This is a genomic window from Nocardia sp. XZ_19_385 (assembly GCF_015355755.1).
GTDB lineage: Bacteria > Actinomycetota > Actinomycetes > Mycobacteriales > Mycobacteriaceae > Nocardia.
The window spans coordinates 1,676,125-1,691,899 of record NZ_JACVEE010000002.1 but is presented as its reverse complement, the minus strand read 5'-3'; the positions used below and the strand labels follow the sequence as shown (position 1 = coordinate 1,691,899).

The 15,775-nt window shown below is 66.0% G+C and carries 13 protein-coding genes; 4 read left to right on the top strand and 9 right to left on the bottom strand.

Annotation, left to right across the window (positions count from 1 at the left end):
• Nucleotides 1–3 precede the first annotated feature (3 nt).
• The 3 genes from cydB to IBX22_RS20655 form a co-directional block, all read right to left on the bottom strand.
• Entirely contained in the window at nt 4–1,053 is a 1,050-nt protein-coding gene (gene cydB, locus IBX22_RS20665) for a cytochrome d ubiquinol oxidase subunit II (protein WP_194817157.1), read from the bottom strand.
• Nucleotides 1,054–1,062: 9 nt separating this feature from the next.
• Entirely contained in the window at nt 1,063–2,526 is a 1,464-nt protein-coding gene (locus IBX22_RS20660; protein ID WP_194817156.1) for a cytochrome ubiquinol oxidase subunit I, read from the bottom strand.
• 111 nt (nt 2,527–2,637) lie between these two features.
• Nucleotides 2,638–3,558: an aminodeoxychorismate lyase gene (locus IBX22_RS20655; protein ID WP_194817155.1), complete on the bottom strand. Its 921-nt coding sequence runs from the start codon at nt 3,556–3,558 to the stop codon at nt 2,638–2,640.
• A gap of 167 nt (nt 3,559–3,725) precedes the next feature.
• Between IBX22_RS20655 and IBX22_RS20650 the strand changes: the two genes are divergently transcribed.
• From IBX22_RS20650 to IBX22_RS20635, 4 genes are all read left to right on the top strand, one after another.
• The gene (locus IBX22_RS20650) at nt 3,726–4,883 is read left to right on the top strand and encodes a folate-binding protein YgfZ (protein WP_194817154.1); all 1,158 of its coding nucleotides are present in this window, start codon (nt 3,726–3,728) and stop codon (nt 4,881–4,883) included.
• Nucleotides 4,883–5,557, top strand: a complete 675-nt coding sequence (locus IBX22_RS20645) for an MOSC domain-containing protein (protein ID WP_194817153.1) — start codon at nt 4,883–4,885, stop codon at nt 5,555–5,557. Before IBX22_RS20650 ends, IBX22_RS20645 begins: the two co-directional genes overlap by 1 nt.
• Nucleotides 5,554–6,504, top strand: coding sequence for an asparaginase (locus IBX22_RS20640; protein WP_194817152.1), 951 nt, complete (start codon nt 5,554–5,556; stop codon nt 6,502–6,504). The genes IBX22_RS20645 and IBX22_RS20640 overlap by 4 nt, the downstream gene beginning before the upstream one ends.
• Before the next feature lie 175 nt (nt 6,505–6,679).
• Complete coding sequence (locus tag IBX22_RS20635) at nt 6,680–6,880, top strand: DUF3073 domain-containing protein (protein WP_194817151.1); 201 nt, start codon at nt 6,680–6,682, stop codon at nt 6,878–6,880.
• 149 nt (nt 6,881–7,029) lie between these two features.
• Here IBX22_RS20635 and purM read toward each other — a convergent pair whose 3' ends face one another.
• From purM to purF, 6 genes are all read right to left on the bottom strand, one after another.
• Entirely contained in the window at nt 7,030–8,109 is a 1,080-nt protein-coding gene (gene purM, locus IBX22_RS20630) for a phosphoribosylformylglycinamidine cyclo-ligase (protein WP_194817150.1), read from the bottom strand.
• 128 nt (nt 8,110–8,237) lie between these two features.
• Nucleotides 8,238–9,956 (bottom strand): ABC transporter ATP-binding protein, encoded by a 1,719-nt coding sequence (locus IBX22_RS20625; RefSeq protein WP_194817149.1) that lies wholly within the window; start codon nt 9,954–9,956, stop codon nt 8,238–8,240.
• Nucleotides 9,949–10,917 (bottom strand): ABC transporter permease, encoded by a 969-nt coding sequence (locus IBX22_RS20620; protein ID WP_228539234.1) that lies wholly within the window; start codon nt 10,915–10,917, stop codon nt 9,949–9,951. Before IBX22_RS20620 ends, IBX22_RS20625 begins: the two co-directional genes overlap by 8 nt.
• Before the next feature lie 95 nt (nt 10,918–11,012).
• The gene (locus tag IBX22_RS20615) at nt 11,013–12,062 is read right to left on the bottom strand and encodes an ABC transporter permease (protein ID WP_375540272.1); all 1,050 of its coding nucleotides are present in this window, start codon (nt 12,060–12,062) and stop codon (nt 11,013–11,015) included.
• A 77-nt stretch (nt 12,063–12,139) separates the two neighbouring features.
• Nucleotides 12,140–13,738 carry an ABC transporter substrate-binding protein gene (locus IBX22_RS20610; protein WP_194817147.1) on the bottom strand — a complete coding sequence of 533 codons (1,599 nt, stop codon included), beginning with the start codon at nt 13,736–13,738 and terminating at the stop codon, nt 12,140–12,142.
• A gap of 328 nt (nt 13,739–14,066) precedes the next feature.
• On the bottom strand, nt 14,067–15,632 hold the full coding sequence (gene purF / locus IBX22_RS20605; RefSeq protein ID WP_194817146.1) for an amidophosphoribosyltransferase: 1,566 nt from the start codon (nt 15,630–15,632) through the stop codon (nt 14,067–14,069).
• Nucleotides 15,633–15,775 lie beyond the last annotated feature (143 nt).

Sequence of the window (15,775 nt, the reverse complement as noted above, 5' to 3'; positions counted from 1 at the left end):
GATTCAGTTCCGTGCCTTCTCCGGGAGCAGTCCGATCGGGTTCGGAATGTGGTCCATGGTGAGCCGCGCGCGGAACACCCAGTAGGTCCATGCCTGGTAGACGAGCACCACCGGCACCATGACTCCCGCCACCCAGCTCATCACCACCAGCGTGTAGTGCGTGGACGAGGCGCTGACCGTGCCGTCGCGACCGTCCACGGAGAGGCTGAAGGCCGGGTCGATGTTCGAGGGCAGCACGTCGGGGAACAGCGAGCCGAACAGCAGTGCACCGGCCGACAGGATGGTGAGCGCGGTTCCGGTGAAAGCCCAGCCGTCCCGGCCCCGGGTGTAGGCCAGCCCGGCCACCACGAGCCCGATCACGGCCAGCGCCAACGGGATCCAGGTCCAGCCATGCCCGTAGGCCAGCTGGGTCCAGATACCGAACGCCGCCACCACGACCGCGGTCGGAATGAAAAGCTTCCGCGCCACAGCCTGGGCGTCGTCGCGCACCTCGCCGCCGGTCTTGAGGCGGAGGAAGATCGCGCCGTGCAACAGGAACAGCAACAGCGTGGTGAGACCGCCGAGCAGCGCGTAGGGGTTGAGCAGATCGATCAGGTTGCCTTCGATCTGCCGCTTCTCGTTGAGTTGCACCCCGCGCACGATATTGGCGAACGCCAAACCCCAAGCGATAGCCGGGATCCAGGAGCCCAGCCCGATACCGACGTCGCACCAGCGCCGCCACTTGTCGTCGTTGATCTTGCTGCGCCATTCGATAGCGCAGGCTCGGGTGATCAGTCCGACGAGGATCAGCAGCAGCGCGAGGTAGAAGCCGGAGAACAGGCTCGCGTACCACTCCGGGAAGGCGGCGAACATGGCGCCGCCCGCCGTGATCAGCCACACTTCGTTGCCGTCCCACACCGGCCCGATGCTGTTGAGCACCACGCGCCGCTTCACCTCGGACTTGCGCCCGATGATGGGCATCAGCATCCCGACGCCGTAGTCGAAGCCCTCCAACACGAAGTAGCCGATGAAGAGCACGGCGACCAGCAGAAACCAGAACACTTGCAGACTCATCCGGGTCTCCTAGTAGGCGAAGGAAAGCTTGTCGACGGATTCGCCGGTCAGCTCCGGGTTGTCGGATTCGGTGGCCGCGGGTTCCGGCCCGGCCATCACATAGCGCCGCTGCAGGTAGAACCAGGCGATCGCGAGCAGGCCGTACAGCAGCGTGAAGACGATGAGCGAGGTCAGGATGGTGCCCGCGGATACTCCGGATACGCCCTGCTGCACTGTCATTCGAATGTTCGGGTCACCGGTCGGGTTGGGTGCGACCACCCACGGTTGCCGGCCCATCTCGGTGAAGATCCAACCGGCGCTGTTGCCCAGGAACGGCGTGGCGATGGCCAGCAGCGACAGCCATCCGAACCATTTCTGGTCCGGCACCCGCCCGCGCCGGGTCAACCAGAAGCCGACCAGCGCCAGCAGGATCGAACCCGCCATCCAGGTGATCATGGCCCGGAAGGTCCAGTAGGTGACGAACAGGTTGGGCCGGTAGTCACCGGGGCCGTACATCTCGTTGTAGGACGCCTGGAGATCTTTGACGCCGTCGAGGGTTACGCCGCTGAACTTGCCCTCGGCCAGCCACGGCAGCACGTAGGGCACCTCGATGAGGTGTTCGACGCTGTCGCAGTTATTGTGGGTGCCGACGGTGAGGACGGAGAATTCGGGATCGGTTTCGGTGTGGCACAGCGATTCCGCCGACGCCATCTTCATGGGCTGCTGCTCGAACATCAGCTTGCCCTGCACGTCGCCGGTGTAGATGAGCGCGATGCAGGAGACCGGGATGAGCCACAGGCCCACGCGTGCGGCCGGTCGCCACATGATGCGCGCGTCTTCGATACCCGCCGGATCGCCCTTGCGCATCGTCCGGACCATCCACCAACCGGCGATACCCGCCATGAAAGTGGCCGAGGTGAGCAGGGCCCCGGCGATCACGTGCGGGAAGGCTGCCAACGTCGTCACATTCGTGATGACTTCCCAAATGCTGGTCAGTTCAGCGCGTCCGGTCTCGGGGTTGAAGCGCGCGCCGACCGGATGCTGCATGAACGAGTTGGCCGCGATGATGAAGTACGCGGAGGCGTTGACGCCGATGGCAACCAGCCAGATGCACGCCAGGTGCACCTTTTTCGGCAGCCGGTCCCAGCCGAAGATCCACAGACCGATGAAGGTCGACTCCAGGAAGAAGGCGACCAGCGCCTCCATCGCCAGCGGTGCGCCGAAGACGTCGCCGACGAAGCGGGAGTATTCGCTCCAGCCCATGCCGAATTGGAATTCCTGCACGATGCCGGTGGCGACACCGAGCGCGAAGTTGATCAGGAACAGCTTGCCGAAGAACTTGGTGAGACGTTTCCAGTGCTCCTTGCCCGTGATCACCCAGGCCGTCTGCATGCCGGCGATGAGCGGCGCCAAGCCGATCGTGAGCGGCACGAAGATGAAGTGATAAACGGTGGTGATTCCGAACTGCCAACGCGCGACGTCGACGACGTTCATCCGACCTCCAGCCGATCTACGACATGTCGTAGTAAACGATACGCCGGAAGGTGCCCGGTTCAACGTGCGCTGCGACACGACACGCCAGCAATTTGCTAGCGTGCGGCCAGGTCACCAGTCGCGGGCCGATCCCGTCTTCTCGACAGCCCGATCTACCAGGTCGATGATCACTTGGGCATTGTCCGGCGCCGACATCCGCAGCCCGTCCAGCGAGTTCACCCGGGCAGCCAGGGTGATGCTGGACAGCAACCAGACGCTGTCGCACGTGAGCAAATCCGCAGTGAACAGAGATTTGTAGACGCACTCCCAGCCGGCCTTCTCCGCCTCGGCGAACAACGCGCGCTGCGTGACACCCGGCAGCACACCGTTCTTCGCGGGCGGCGTCAGCAACTGCTTGTCGCGCGCGATCACCACCGTCGAACGCGGACCCTCCAGCACCCGGTTCTCATTGCTGGTGAAGATCACGTCGTCGGCGCCCATCCGCTGCGCGAACCGCAGCGCCGACATGTTCGTCGCGTAGGACAGCGTCTTCGCGCCGAGCAGCTGCCACGGCGCGGCCTGCGCCAAATCGATCGAAATCCCCCGGGCCAGCGAAACCACCTTGATGCCCTCGGTCCGGGCCTTGGCCACCCGTGCCCCGACCGGCAACACCAGCACGTACGCGGTAGGCACCGGCACCGCGGCCGCCAGATCCCCCGAAGTGACACTGTCTTTCACGCCGGGCAGATCGCTGTCGCGCCCCCGGGTCAGCACCATCCGCAGCACGCCCTCGCGCTCACTGCCCCACTCCTTGGCGGCGGTCTCGACCGCCTCGCGCCAGCGCGCCAGTTCCGGCTCGGGTAGGTCCAGCGCCTGCGCCGAGTGGCGTAGCCGACCTAGGTGATGTTCGATCGCACACGCTTTACCGCTACGCACCAGCACCGTCTCGAAGACACCGTCACCGCGCAGCACACCGATATCGTCGGCAAACAGCAACGGCGCGTCCGCATCCCGGACCGCGCCGTCGAGTGTTACAAGAACTCGATCTACCATGCCTGGAGCCTAATCGGCAGGACGACACCTCGCTGCCGCTCGGCGTTCGTCCTGCCGATTAGCTTTTCCGGAGGAGCACCGGGGGCGCTTCGCTTCCCCGGTGCTGCGCTGCTTCGGGCTTGCCTCGCTTCGCTCGGCGTTCGCCCTGAGGTTATGTAGTTCTTGTCATGGTGAGCGGCGCTCGGGGTGGGGCGGGGCCTAGAGTGGTTTACGTGTCCGTGGTCGTTGTGCCCAGTCCTCTTCTTTCCGTCTCGGATGCTGTTGCGGGGGTTCCGGGGTCTCCGGATGCCGCGGTGGCCTGGCATTACGGGGATCCGTTCGGGGAGCAGCGTGCTGCTGCGCAGCGGGTGGCTGTTGTTGATCGGTCGCATCGGTTCGTTCTGAACATCACCGGTAAAGAGCGCCTGAGCTGGTTGCATACGATCACCAGCCAGCATGTTGCGGATCTTGGGGATGGGCAGTCTGCCGAGAATCTTGACCTCGATCTCAACGGGCGGGTGCTCAACCACTTCGTGCTGACCGAGCTCGATGGGACCGTGTGGATCGACACCGAGGCCGAGCGTGGGCCCGAGCTGCTGTCGTTCTTGCAGAAGATGGTGTTCTGGGCTGATGCGAAGCCGGTTGCTGCCGACTTCGTGGTGCTGAGCCTGCTTGGTCCCGGTGTCGCCGGCCTGACCTCGGCGCTGGGGATCGCCGAGCTGCCTGATGTTCTGAAAGCCGTGCCGCTGCCCGATGGTGGGTTCCTGCGCCGTATGCCGTGGCCGACCGAGGATTCCTTCGATCTGGTTGTTCCCCGCGAGCGCCTTGCCGACTGGTGGGCCACGTTGACTACGGCCGGTGCCGCACCCGCGGGGATGTGGGCCTTCGAAGCGCTGCGGGTGGCTGCCGTGCGTCCGCGTATCGGTCAGGACACCGACGACCGCACTATTCCGCACGAGGCGCGTTGGATCGGCGGGATCGAGGAGTATGGCGCGGTGCACCTGAACAAGGGGTGCTACCGGGGGCAGGAGACCGTCGCGCGGGTGCATAACCTCGGCAAACCGCCGCGGCACCTGGTGCTGCTGCATCTGGATGGGTCCGCTGATGAGCGGCCGGTGCCCGGTGACGATGTGACCGCCGGCGGGCGTACGGTCGGGCGGCTCGGCACCGTTATCGATCACTTCGAATTCGGGCCGATCGCACTGGCTTTGATCAAGCGCGCCGTTCCCGCCGACACCGCACTCACCGCGGGGCCGACCGCCGCCGCGATCGACCCCGACTCGGTCCCGGTCGATGACACTCCACAGGCGGGGCGGCTCGCCGTCGATCGCTTGCGCGGCCGGTGATGACGGCCGAGGTTCTCGCGGTCTGTGTGGTGCACGCCGAGCTCGAGGTTCCGGGCCGCGTCGGGCGGACCGCCATCGACAAACGGCCGGTGCCCGGCCGGGTCGGGGTGCGCAGGCTCGGACTGGCCGGTGACCATGTCGCCGACACCAAGTTTCATGGCGGCATCCACCAGGCGGTCTACGCCTACGGGGAGGCGGATGCCCAGCGTTGGGCCCAGGAACTCAGCCGGGAACTGCCTGCCGGATGGTTCGGCGAGAACCTGCGGATCGACGGGCTCGCGGTCAGTGACGCGGTGCTCGGTGCCCGCTGGGCGATCGGCGACACTCTCCTGGAGGTCAGCGCCCCGCGCGTGCCGTGTGCTGTCTTCCAGCACTGGGCCGGCGAGGCGCACTGGGTCAAGCGCTTCGCGCTGCGCAGCGATACCGGCGCCTACCTGCGCGTATTGACCGAGGGCAGTGTCGGCGCGGGTGACGAGGTTCGGGTCGTGCACGTTCCCGAGCACGGCATCACCGCCCGGGACCTGTTCGCCGGTGCGGACATGGATCGCCTGAACCTGCTGCTCGAGGTGGAGCCGTCGCTCTCCGACGACGTCCGCATGCAGATCGAACGACATGCGCGCCGGCACGCGAACGCCGCCCGCGCCGTAGCCCAGCGAACGGAGGCAGTGTCTTGAGTGTCGAACTGGTCGAGGTTGTTCGGTCCGGGTTCCGTGAGTGCGTGCACCGTGGTTCGGTGGTCATCCTCGGCGCCGACGGCGAGGCCACCTTGGAACTCGGCGAGGTGCACCTGCCGATCTTCCCGCGCTCGACCAACAAGCCGATGCAGGCGATCACGCTGCTGCGCAACGGTTTCGAACCCGTCGATGATGCCGAGCTGGCGATCACCACGGCCTCGCACTTCGGTGAACCCGATCATGTCGCCCTGGTCGAGCGGCTGCTGGCGCGTTTCGGCTTCGACGAGAAGCAGCTCGAATGCCCGGCCGACTACCCGTTCGAGGACCGCGCCCGCGCCGCCGCCGTCACCGCCGGCCAGCCGCGCAAGGTCTACATGAACTGTTCCGGCAAGCACGCCGCCATGCTCGCGACCTGCCAGATCAACGGCTGGCCGACCGAGGGGTATCTGGCCGAGAGTCACCCGCTCCAGCAATCGGTGATCGCCACCATCACCGAGCTCACCGGTGAACCCGAAACCGATCTCGGCATCGATGGTTGTGGCCTGCCGATCATTCCGGTCTCGCTGGTGAATCTGGCCCGCGCGTTCGCGGCCATGGCCACCGCCGCGCCCGGCTCGCCCGAGCGCCGTGTCGCAGACGCGATCCGATCGCATCCGCGAGTGATTTCCGGCACGAACGCTCCGGACTTGCTGGCCATGCGAGCCACACCCGGCCTGGTCTGCAAAATCGGCGCCGACGGCGTGCACGCGGGCGCGCTGCCGGACGGCTCGGCGTTCGCCTACAAGATCGATGACGGCCACGACCGGGCGCGAATGCCCTTGACGCTGGCCATTTTGCAGCGCATGGGTATCGAATGGACCGACGCCCACACCGAACTCGCGGCGCTGCCGATCATGGGTGGCGGCGCCCGGGTCGGGGTGATCCGAGCCATCCCCGGCACGCTCTAGGCACCTGGCCGGACGGCGACAACCGGGCAAACAACCCCACTTCCGGAGTACTTCCCCCACTCCTGGAAGCGCGAGCGCCTGACACACGCTAAAGTGTCTGTCAGGAAGAGTATTAATTCGAACGGGGCCGCCAACACACCCCAGGCCGCCCCGCAGTGACGCGAGGGGGTCAGCCATGGGCCGTGGCCGGGCTAAGGCAAAGCAGACCAAGGTTGCACGCGAGCTGAAATACAGCACGCATAACACCGACTTCGCGAGCCTTCAGCGCGAGCTCGCGGGTAGCCCCAACACTCCGATGAGTGGTGGAGTGCTGTCCGACGAGCACGACGCAGACGAGCCGTCATCTCGATGGGATGACGACGACTGGCGTCGCTGAGATTCGCAGCGCTAGAGGCTTGCATATCGACACCAGCGCCCTCATCGTTCCGATGCGGGGCGCTGAGTCGTCAGCTCAGCGAAAGTGACTGACTCTCAACACAAAAGCCCCGGCCTTCCGGCCGGGGCTTTCGGTGTCTTCGCAGGTTTCTAAAAGCGCGGGTGCTCGCCCACCAGGATCGAACGCACCGCGTCGGCGTCCTTGGCCTTCTTGACCGTGCCGAGCGTCCAGCACTCGATGTGGCGGGCGGTGAGCACCGCCAGCGCCCGGTCCACGTCCTCCGGCGCCACGACGGCGACCATGCCGACGCCCATGTTGAAGGTCTTCTCCATCTCGACCCGCTCGACACGCCCGCGCTGCGCGATCATCTTGAACACCGGCGCCGGGCTCCAGGTGCCGCGGTCCAGCTCGGCCACCATGCCCGCGGGCAGCACCCGGCCCAGGTTCGCGGCCAGGCCGCCGCCGGTGACGTGCGCGAAGGTGCGGACATCGGTTTCGGCGATCAGCGCCAGGCAGTCCTTGGCGTAGATGCGGGTCGGCTCGAGCAGTTCCTCACCGAGGGTGCGACCGAATTCCTCGACGTGCCCGGTCAGCGACATCCGGTCGATGTCGAGCAGCACCTTGCGGGCCAGGCTGTAGCCGTTGGAGTGCAGGCCCGAGGAGCCCATGGCGATGACCACGTCGCCGGGGCGCACCCGGTCGGGGCCGAGCACCGAGTCGGCCTCGACGACGCCGACGCCGGTCGCGGACAGGTCGTAGTCGTCGGGGTCCATCAGGCCCGGGTGCTCGGCGGTCTCGCCGCCCAGCAGCGCGCAGCCGGCCTTCACACAGCCCTCGGCGATGCCCGAGACGAGCTCGGCGACCTTCTCCGGAACGACCTTGCCGATGGCGATGTAGTCCTGCAGGAACAGCGGCTCGGCGCCGCAGACCACCAGGTCGTCGACGACCATCGCGACCAGGTCGAGCCCGACGGTGTCGTGCTTGTCCATCGCCTGTGCGACCGCGATCTTGGTGCCGACGCCGTCGGTGGAGGCGGCGAGCAGCGGTTCGCGGTAGCCACCCTTGAGCGCGAACAATCCGGCGAATCCGCCCAGACCGCCCTGCACCTCGGGACGGCTGGCCTTCTTCGCCAATGGTCCGAACAACTCGACTGCGCGGTCACCGGCTTCGATGTCCACGCCGGCCGCGGCGTACGAAGCTCCAGCGCCGGAGGGGGTCTGTTCAGTCATTTTCGGGGAAAGCTCCAAACCGAATCGGCGGATAGATGCCTGCTCACGCTACCGGAACCGGATAACGGCCCCGCAGCGGAGTTGGCTCGTTCCCTTGACAACACTCCGCAACGGGGCCGCATTCGAGATCAGCCGGCGCTGTCCGTGGCGAACAGCGCCGCGGTTTCGGCCCGCCGGCGGCGCTGCTCGACCGGGTCCGGGACGGGCACCGCGGCGACCAGGCGCTGGGTGTACTCCTGCTGGGGATCGCGCAGGATGCGGTCCCGGTCGCCCTGTTCGACTACCGCGCCGTTGCGCAGCACCACGATGCGATCCGACAGCTGATCCACCACGGCCAGGTCGTGGCTGATGAACAGGCAGGCGAACGAACTCTCGCGCTGTAGCTCGGCGAACAAGTCGAGCACCGCCGCCTGCACCGAGACGTCGAGCGCGCTGGTCGGTTCGTCGGCGACGAGCAGATCCGGATTGGTCACCAGGGCCCGGGCCAGGCTGGCGCGCTGGCGCTGGCCGCCGGACAACTCGTGCGGGTACCGGCGTTCAGCGCCCGCGGGCAACTGGACCTCGTCGAGCATGCGCCGCACCCGGTCCCGGATTTCGGCGGCGCTGCCCATCTTGTGCACCAGGAGCGGTTCGGCCACGCAGTCGCCCACGGTGAGCCGCGGGTTCAGCGAGGTCGCCGGATCCTGGAAGACGAAACCGAAGCGTTTACGGATCGGCCGCAGCTGCCGCTGCGACATCGCCGAGATCTCCTCGCCCCGCACCCGCACCACGCCGGAGCTGGGTCGCTGCAGCGCGGCCACGCACCGGCCGATGGTGGATTTTCCGGAGCCGGATTCGCCGACGAGACCGAGGGTTTCGCTGGCCGCGACGGTGAAGCTCACCGTGTCGACCGCCCGGAAGCGGGGGCGGCCGAACGGGCCGGGAAATTCCACGACCAGATCGCACACCTCGAGCACGGGCGTGCTGTCCGGTGCGACCTTGGGCTCTGATTTCCCGAGGGTGGGCTCGGTCACCTGAACCGGCTCTTTGCGTGCGCCCAGGTGCGGTACCGCCGCAAGCAGCTTGCGGGTGTACTCCTCCTTGGGATGCGCGAAAAGCTCGTCCACCGGCGCGGTTTCGACGACCTTGCCGTTCCACATCACCACCACGCGATCGGCAAGGTCGGCGACCACGCCCATGTTGTGGGTGATCAGGACGATGGCGCTGCCGATGCGATCGCGCAGATCGCGCAGCAGCTCCAGGATTTCGGCCTGCACGGTGACATCGAGGGCGGTGGTGGGTTCGTCGGCGATGATCACCTTGGGTTCACAGGCGATGGCGATGGCGATCATCACGCGCTGTTTCTGCCCGCCGGAGAGCTGGTGCGGGTAATAGTCCACCCGGTGCTCCGGATCGGGCAGCCCGACCAGCCGCAGCAGTTCCACGGCGCGCGCCTTGGCCTGCTTCTTGTTCATATCGCTGTGCGCGCGAAGGGCTTCCGAGATCTGGAAGCCGACGGTGAACAGCGGATCCAGCGCCGAGCCCGGCTCCTGGAACACCATCGAGATGGCGCCGCCGCGCAGGGCGGTGAGCTGCTTCTCGCTCATCTTGGTGATGGCCTGGGTACCCAGGGTGACCAGGCCGGTGACCTGTGCCGTGCCCGGCAGCAGGCCGATGGCGGTGCGCGAACTCACCGATTTGCCGGAACCGGACTCCCCCACGATGGCGAGCACCTCGCCGGGGAACACCTCGTAGGACACGTTCGAGACCGCGTGTACCGGACCGGCATCGGTGGCGAAAGTAACCGACAACCCCTGGATGGACAGCGCGGGTCCATCCGCCGCCGGGACCGTGTGCTGGCTACTCATCGCCACCCTCCTTGACCGGATTCTGCTGCACCGCAGTGCCTTCGGGAGTCCCGGCGTCGCTCACGATGACATCGGTGCCGACCGTGGTCGGCCGAGCCGTGCGCCGGGTCCGCAGCAGCGGGTTGAGCACCTCGTTGAGGCTCTCCCCGACCAGCGTCATCCCGAGCACCACGAGCACGATGGCGGTGCCGGGGAAGATCCCGGTCCACCAAATGCCGTTGGAGACATCGGAAATCGCCTTGTTCAGGTCATAGCCCCACTCCGCGGCCTGGGTGGGTTCGATACCGAACCCCAGGAAGCCGAGCGCGGCCAGCGTGAGGATGGCCTCGGCGCCGTTGAGGGTGATGATCACCGGCAGCGACTGGGTGACATTGGCGAAGATGTGCTTGAACAGGATCCGCGTGGTCGACGCGCCGGTGACCCGGGCGGCGTCCACATACGGTTCCTGTTTCACCGCGATGGTGGCATTGCGCACCACCCGGAAGTACTGCGGCACAAAGATCGCCGTGATGGCGATCGCGGCCGACAGCACACCGCCGAAGCTGCTGGATTGCCCGCCCGCGACCACGATGGACACCACGATCGCCAGCAGCAGCGTCGGAAAGGCGTACATCGCGTCCATGAACAACACCATCACGCGATCCGGCCAACGTCCGACATAGCCGGACACCAAACCCAGTGGCACGCCGACGAACAGCGACAAGACCAGCGAGGTCAGAATCACGTACAGCGCGGTCCGGGCCCCGAACAGCACGCGGGAGAACACATCCTCGCCACGCACCGAGGTGCCGAACCAGTGCTCGGCCGAGGGCGCCTGGTGGCGCACGAAATCCGTTCCGTTCTCCTGGATTTGGGAGAAGCCGTACGGTGCCAGCAGCGGTGCGAAGATCGCCGCGAGCACGAAGATCGCGATCAGCGCGAGACCGAAGATCAGGGTCACCCGCTGCAATCCCGAGGTCATCGTGAACAGGCGCAATCCGGGTATCCCGCGCTTGCCGACGACCGGCGGAACCGGGGCCGTGGCGACCGGTTCGTTGAGTAGTTCCGGTGTGGCCATCAGAACCTCACCCTCGGGTCGATCATCGCGACCACCATGTCGACCAGAAAGCTCGCCACCGCGATCATCACCGCGATGAACGCGACAATCCCTTGTACCGCAATGAAATCGCGGGCCTTGAGATATTCGGCGAGCTGGTAGCCGAGCCCCTTCCATTCGAAGGTGGTCTCGGTGAGCACCGCGCCGCCGAAGTGCATGGCGATGTACATGCCCATCACCGTGACGATCGGAATCATCGAGTTACGGAAGGCATGTCGCCCGGTGACCACCCGCGAAGACAAGCCGCGGGCGCGGGCGGCTTCGACATAGCCGGACCGCAAGGTTTGGATCAGATTGATCCGTACCAGGCGCAAGAACACGCCCGCGGTCAGCAATCCCAGCGTAATCGACGGCAGCACAGCGTGTTTGAGCACATCGATCAGATAATCGTTGTTCCCGTAAAGGATCGCGTCGACCACCATGATGTTGGTTTTCGGCTCGACATGCTGCAGCCGCAATTCGACATTGGTGCTGGCCCGGCCTGCCACCGGCAGCCAGCCCAGCTTGATCGAGAACACCAGCTTCAGCAGCAGCCCGACGAAGAACACCGGCGCCGCGTAGGCCAGGATCGCGAACATTCGCAGCCCGGCGTCGGCAGCCGAATCCCGGTGCGTCGCAGCGTATCTGCCCAGCGGAATACCCACCGCGAACGCCACGATCAGCGCCCAGAACACCAGTTCCAGGGTCGCCGCGCCGTAGGTCGTGATGACCTCGCTGATCTGCCGATTGTCTTGGGATTTGCCGAAATCGAAGCGCAGCAGCCCGGACAGATACTCCCAGTACTGGGTCAGGATCGGCCGATTCAGCCCGGCCGCCTCCTTGCGCGCGTCGATCTGCTCCGGAGTCATGCGGCCACCCATGGCCGCCGTGATCGGGTCACCGATTACCCGCATCAAGAAGAACACCACGGTCACCAGGATCCACGCGGTCAGCGGGATCATCAGCAACCGAACACCCACATAGCGCAGCAGGGCAGCGTGGCGAGAATCGCCCGAAACCCATTGCGGCAGCCCGAACCGCCGGGTCCGGATCGGAGTCGAGTTTTCGGTCTCGACTGCCGATTCGGACCCGGTCTTTTCGACTGAACTCACTTGCTCAGCGTGGTGTATCGGAACTTGAAGGAACCGTCCAAGGTGATGCCCTGGACGTCTTTACCGGACACCGCGATCTGCTTACCGACCAGCAGCGGAAGGGTCGGAATGTGCTTGTCCGCCAGTTCCTTCTGCAGCTGCGACAGAATCTCGAGCCGCTTGGTCTTGTTGGTCTCGGTGCGCTCCGCACTCAGCAGGGCGTTGATCGCCGGGTCCTCGAAGTGCGACTGCAGGAAGTTGTTCGGGCCGAAGAACAGGTAGTTGTCCGGGTCCGGGAAGTCCGGGAACCAGCCGAGCTGGTAGATCGGGTAGGCATCCCGGGTGCGTTCCCGGTTGTAGGTGACCCACTCGGTGGACTGCAGGTTGACCTTGAACAGACCCGAGGCGTCCAGCTGCGACTTCACCGCGGCGTACTCCTCCGAGCTGGAGGGACCGTAGTGGTCGGGGTTGTACTGCAGGTTGATCTCGACCGGAGTCGCGACGCCCGCGTCGGCCAGGTACTTCGCGGCCTTGGCCTTATCCGGCTTCTCGCCGTAGAGGTCCTTGAACGGCTCGGTCGCACCCGGCTGACCCTGCGGCACATGCGAATACGCCGGCGCGAAGGTGCCCTTGTAGATGTTCTGCGACAGCGCGGCGCGGTCGACAGAGGAAGACATCGCCTTGCGGACAGCCAGCTTCTGCTCCGGGGTGCCGCCGGGCATCGTGTGCATGTTGAACACGATGTAGCGCAGCTCGCCACCGGGGCCCTCGGTCACCTTCAACTTGTCCGAGCCGCGCAGCGATTCGATATCGGTGGGGGTGAAGGAGCGGTAGGCGGCGTCGAGTGCGCCGTTCTGCAGATCCAGCTTCATGTTGTCGGCGGTCGCGTAGTACTTCGCCGAGACCCGCTTGGTCTTCGGAGTACCCAGGATGCCCTTGTAGTCGGGGTTCGCCTGGTAGTCGACCAGCTGATTCTTCTGGTAGCTGAGGATGGTGTACGGCCCGGAGTAACCCTTGTTCGCCACCACTTCCTCGTCGGGGATGGTGCGGTCCGCGGGGAAGACCTTTTCGTCGACGATCGGGCCGGCGTTGGTCGGCAGGATCGCCGGGAAGGTCTGATCGTTGGCTTCCTTCAACGTGAAGTTGACGGTCAGATCATCCGGGGCGTCGGTCTTCTCGAGATTCGCCAGCAGCGCGGCCGGACCGTTCGGGTCGTTGATCTTGACCACGCGGTCGAAGGAGAACTTGACGCTCTTGGCGGTCAACGGGTTTCCGTTGGCGAACTTCAAGCCCGGCTTCATCTTGCAGCTGTAGACGGTCGGCGAGGTGAACTCGCACTTCTCCGCCGCGTCCGGTTTGGGCGTGGTATCGCCCGGTTCGAAATTCAGTACATACGAATAGATCTGGGTCTCGGCAACCAGCGAACCGTTGTCGTAGACGGCCGCGGGGTCCAACCCGACAACCTTGTCCGTCGTACCGACGAGCAGTCCGGCGTCGCCGCCCTCATCCTTGTTCCCGGAACCACAACCCGCCACGACCGACGTCGTCAGCGCGGCCAGACCGACCGCCGCGACCCATTTCGTTCGGGCGCGCCGCCCCGGCGTCCTTGAAACCATCAACTCAGGCCCCATCTCGAGCATGTGGCCGCACCGCGGATTCCTGGATCACAGGCGCGGCACGGGCACGGTGAACTACCGATATATCCGGGGAACCTACCCAGGAACCATTTCCGGCGAGTTGCGTTTTCGAAGAAAAAATCACCGGGGTGTTAGCAGACGTACTGAGTCCTGCGGCGGCAGAGCCCCCTTGACAGGTCATATGTCCAGGTTGGCCCGGATTTCCCATTTTCCGTGTCTCGAGTAGGCCACGACACCGGGGCTGACATGGTGCCGGAAACGAACGAAGGCGCCCCCGCGGGGACGCCTTCGATGTATGGACTCGGTATTACGGGCGGCTCAGTGCGCTCGCATTCGCGTTCTCGCTCAACAGCATTGCCTCGGACTGGCCGCTGAGCATGCCCTCCAGGACGTTCTTGCCGATGGCGGCCTCGGTGGGCAGCGGGATGGGGTACTCGCCGTCGAAGCAGGCGGAGCACAGGCGCGAGCGCGGCTGCTCGGTGGCGGCGATCATGCCCTCGGTGGAGATGTAGCCGAGACTGTCGGCGCCGATGGAGCGGCGCACGGCCTCGATCATGTCGTCGTAGCTGTCGTCGGCGCCGGCGCCGTTGGCGATCAGCTCCGCGCGCGAGGCGAAGTCGATGCCGTAGAAGCACGGCCACTTCACCGGCGGCGAGGCGATCCGGACGTGGATCTCCAGGGCGCCCGCTTCGCGCAGCATGCGGACCAGCGCGCGCTGGGTGTTGCCGCGCACGATGGAGTCGTCGACGACGATGAGCCGCTTACCGCGGATCACCTCACGCAACGGGTTCAGCTTCAGCCGGATGCCGAGCTGGCGGATGGTCTGGCTGGGCTGGATGAAGGTGCGGCCGACGTAGGCGTTCTTCATCAGGCCCTGGCCGTACGGGAGGCCCGAGCCCTGCGCGTAACCGACCGCGGCGGGAGTGCCGGACTCCGGCACCGGGATCACCAGATCGGCATCGATCGGATGCTCCTTGGCCAGGCGACGGCCGATCTCGACGCGGGTGGCGTGCACCGAGCGGCCGGAGATGGTGGAGTCGGGGCGCGCCAGGTACACGAACTCGAAGACACAGCCCTTGGGTTCCGGATTGGCGAAACGCATGGACCGCACGCCCTCGGCGTCGATCGCCAGCAGTTCGCCCGGTTCGATCTCGCGGACGAATGCGGCGCCCACGATGTCCAATGCTGCGGTTTCGCTGGCGACCACCCAGCCGCGGTCCAGGCGGCCCAGGCAGAGCGGGCGGACACCGTGCGGATCCCGCGCGGCGTAGAGGGTGTGCTCGTCCATGAAGGTCAGGCAGAACGCGCCTTTGAGGGTCGGCAGCAGTTCCATCGCGGCCTGCTCGATGGACGAATCGGCGGCGGCGTGCGCAAGCAGGGCCGTCACCACGTCGGAGTCGGAGGTGGCGCCCACCGGCTGCGGCCGGCCGCCCTGTATCGGCGCGCCTACCAGGCCGAGTTCCCTTGCGCGGGTCGCCAATTCGGCGGTGTTGACGAGATTTCCGTTGTGGCCCAACGCAAGTCCGGAACCCACGGCGGTGGTGCGGAAGATCGGCTGCGCGTTCTCCCAGGTGACACCGCCCGTGGTGGAGTAGCGGCAGTGGCCGACGGCGATATGACCCGGCATCGCGGCAAGGGTCTGCTCGTCGAAGACCTGGCTCACCAGACCCAGATCCTTGAACACCAGAATCTGCGAACCGTCGGAAACCGCGATACCCGCCGCCTCCTGCCCGCGGTGCTGTAGCGCATAGAGCCCGTAGTACGTGAGCTTGGCCACGTCCTCGCTCGGGGCCCAGACACCGAAAACGCCACACTCTTCGCGTGGTTCGTTCTCGTCCTGATCGGGAATGACTGCCTGGCTGACGTCGGTCAACGTTTGCTCCCTATTCGGGCGGGCTGGGGGCAAGTTCATTCTACGGATGGAAATCCCGGGCGGAGCACCGCCACCGCATACCGGCGGCAATCCACCGGACAGAGTGACCCGGGACACCGGCCGGAGGTACCGAATATCGGCTT

Bases quoted from the DNA above. Each gene is read 5' to 3' on its own strand.
- IBX22_RS20655 (WP_194817155.1), bottom strand. From the start codon at position 3,558: ATGGTAGATCGAGTTCTTGTAACACTCGACGGCGCGGTCCGGGATGCG.
- cydB (WP_194817157.1), bottom strand. From the start codon at position 1,053: ATGAGTCTGCAAGTGTTCTGGTTTCTGCTGGTCGCCGTGCTCTTCATC.
- IBX22_RS20635 (WP_194817151.1), top strand. From the start codon at position 6,680: ATGGGCCGTGGCCGGGCTAAGGCAAAGCAGACCAAGGTTGCACGCGAG.
- purM (WP_194817150.1), bottom strand. From the start codon at position 8,109: ATGACTGAACAGACCCCCTCCGGCGCTGGAGCTTCGTACGCCGCGGCC.
- IBX22_RS20645 (WP_194817153.1), top strand. From the start codon at position 4,883: ATGACGGCCGAGGTTCTCGCGGTCTGTGTGGTGCACGCCGAGCTCGAG.
- IBX22_RS20620 (WP_228539234.1), bottom strand. From the start codon at position 10,917: ATGACCTCGGGATTGCAGCGGGTGACCCTGATCTTCGGTCTCGCGCTG.
- IBX22_RS20650 (WP_194817154.1), top strand. From the start codon at position 3,726: ATGGTGAGCGGCGCTCGGGGTGGGGCGGGGCCTAGAGTGGTTTACGTG.
- IBX22_RS20660 (WP_194817156.1), bottom strand. From the start codon at position 2,526: ATGAACGTCGTCGACGTCGCGCGTTGGCAGTTCGGAATCACCACCGTT.
- IBX22_RS20610 (WP_194817147.1), bottom strand. From the start codon at position 13,738: ATGGTTTCAAGGACGCCGGGGCGGCGCGCCCGAACGAAATGGGTCGCG.
- IBX22_RS20625 (WP_194817149.1), bottom strand. From the start codon at position 9,956: ATGAGTAGCCAGCACACGGTCCCGGCGGCGGATGGACCCGCGCTGTCC.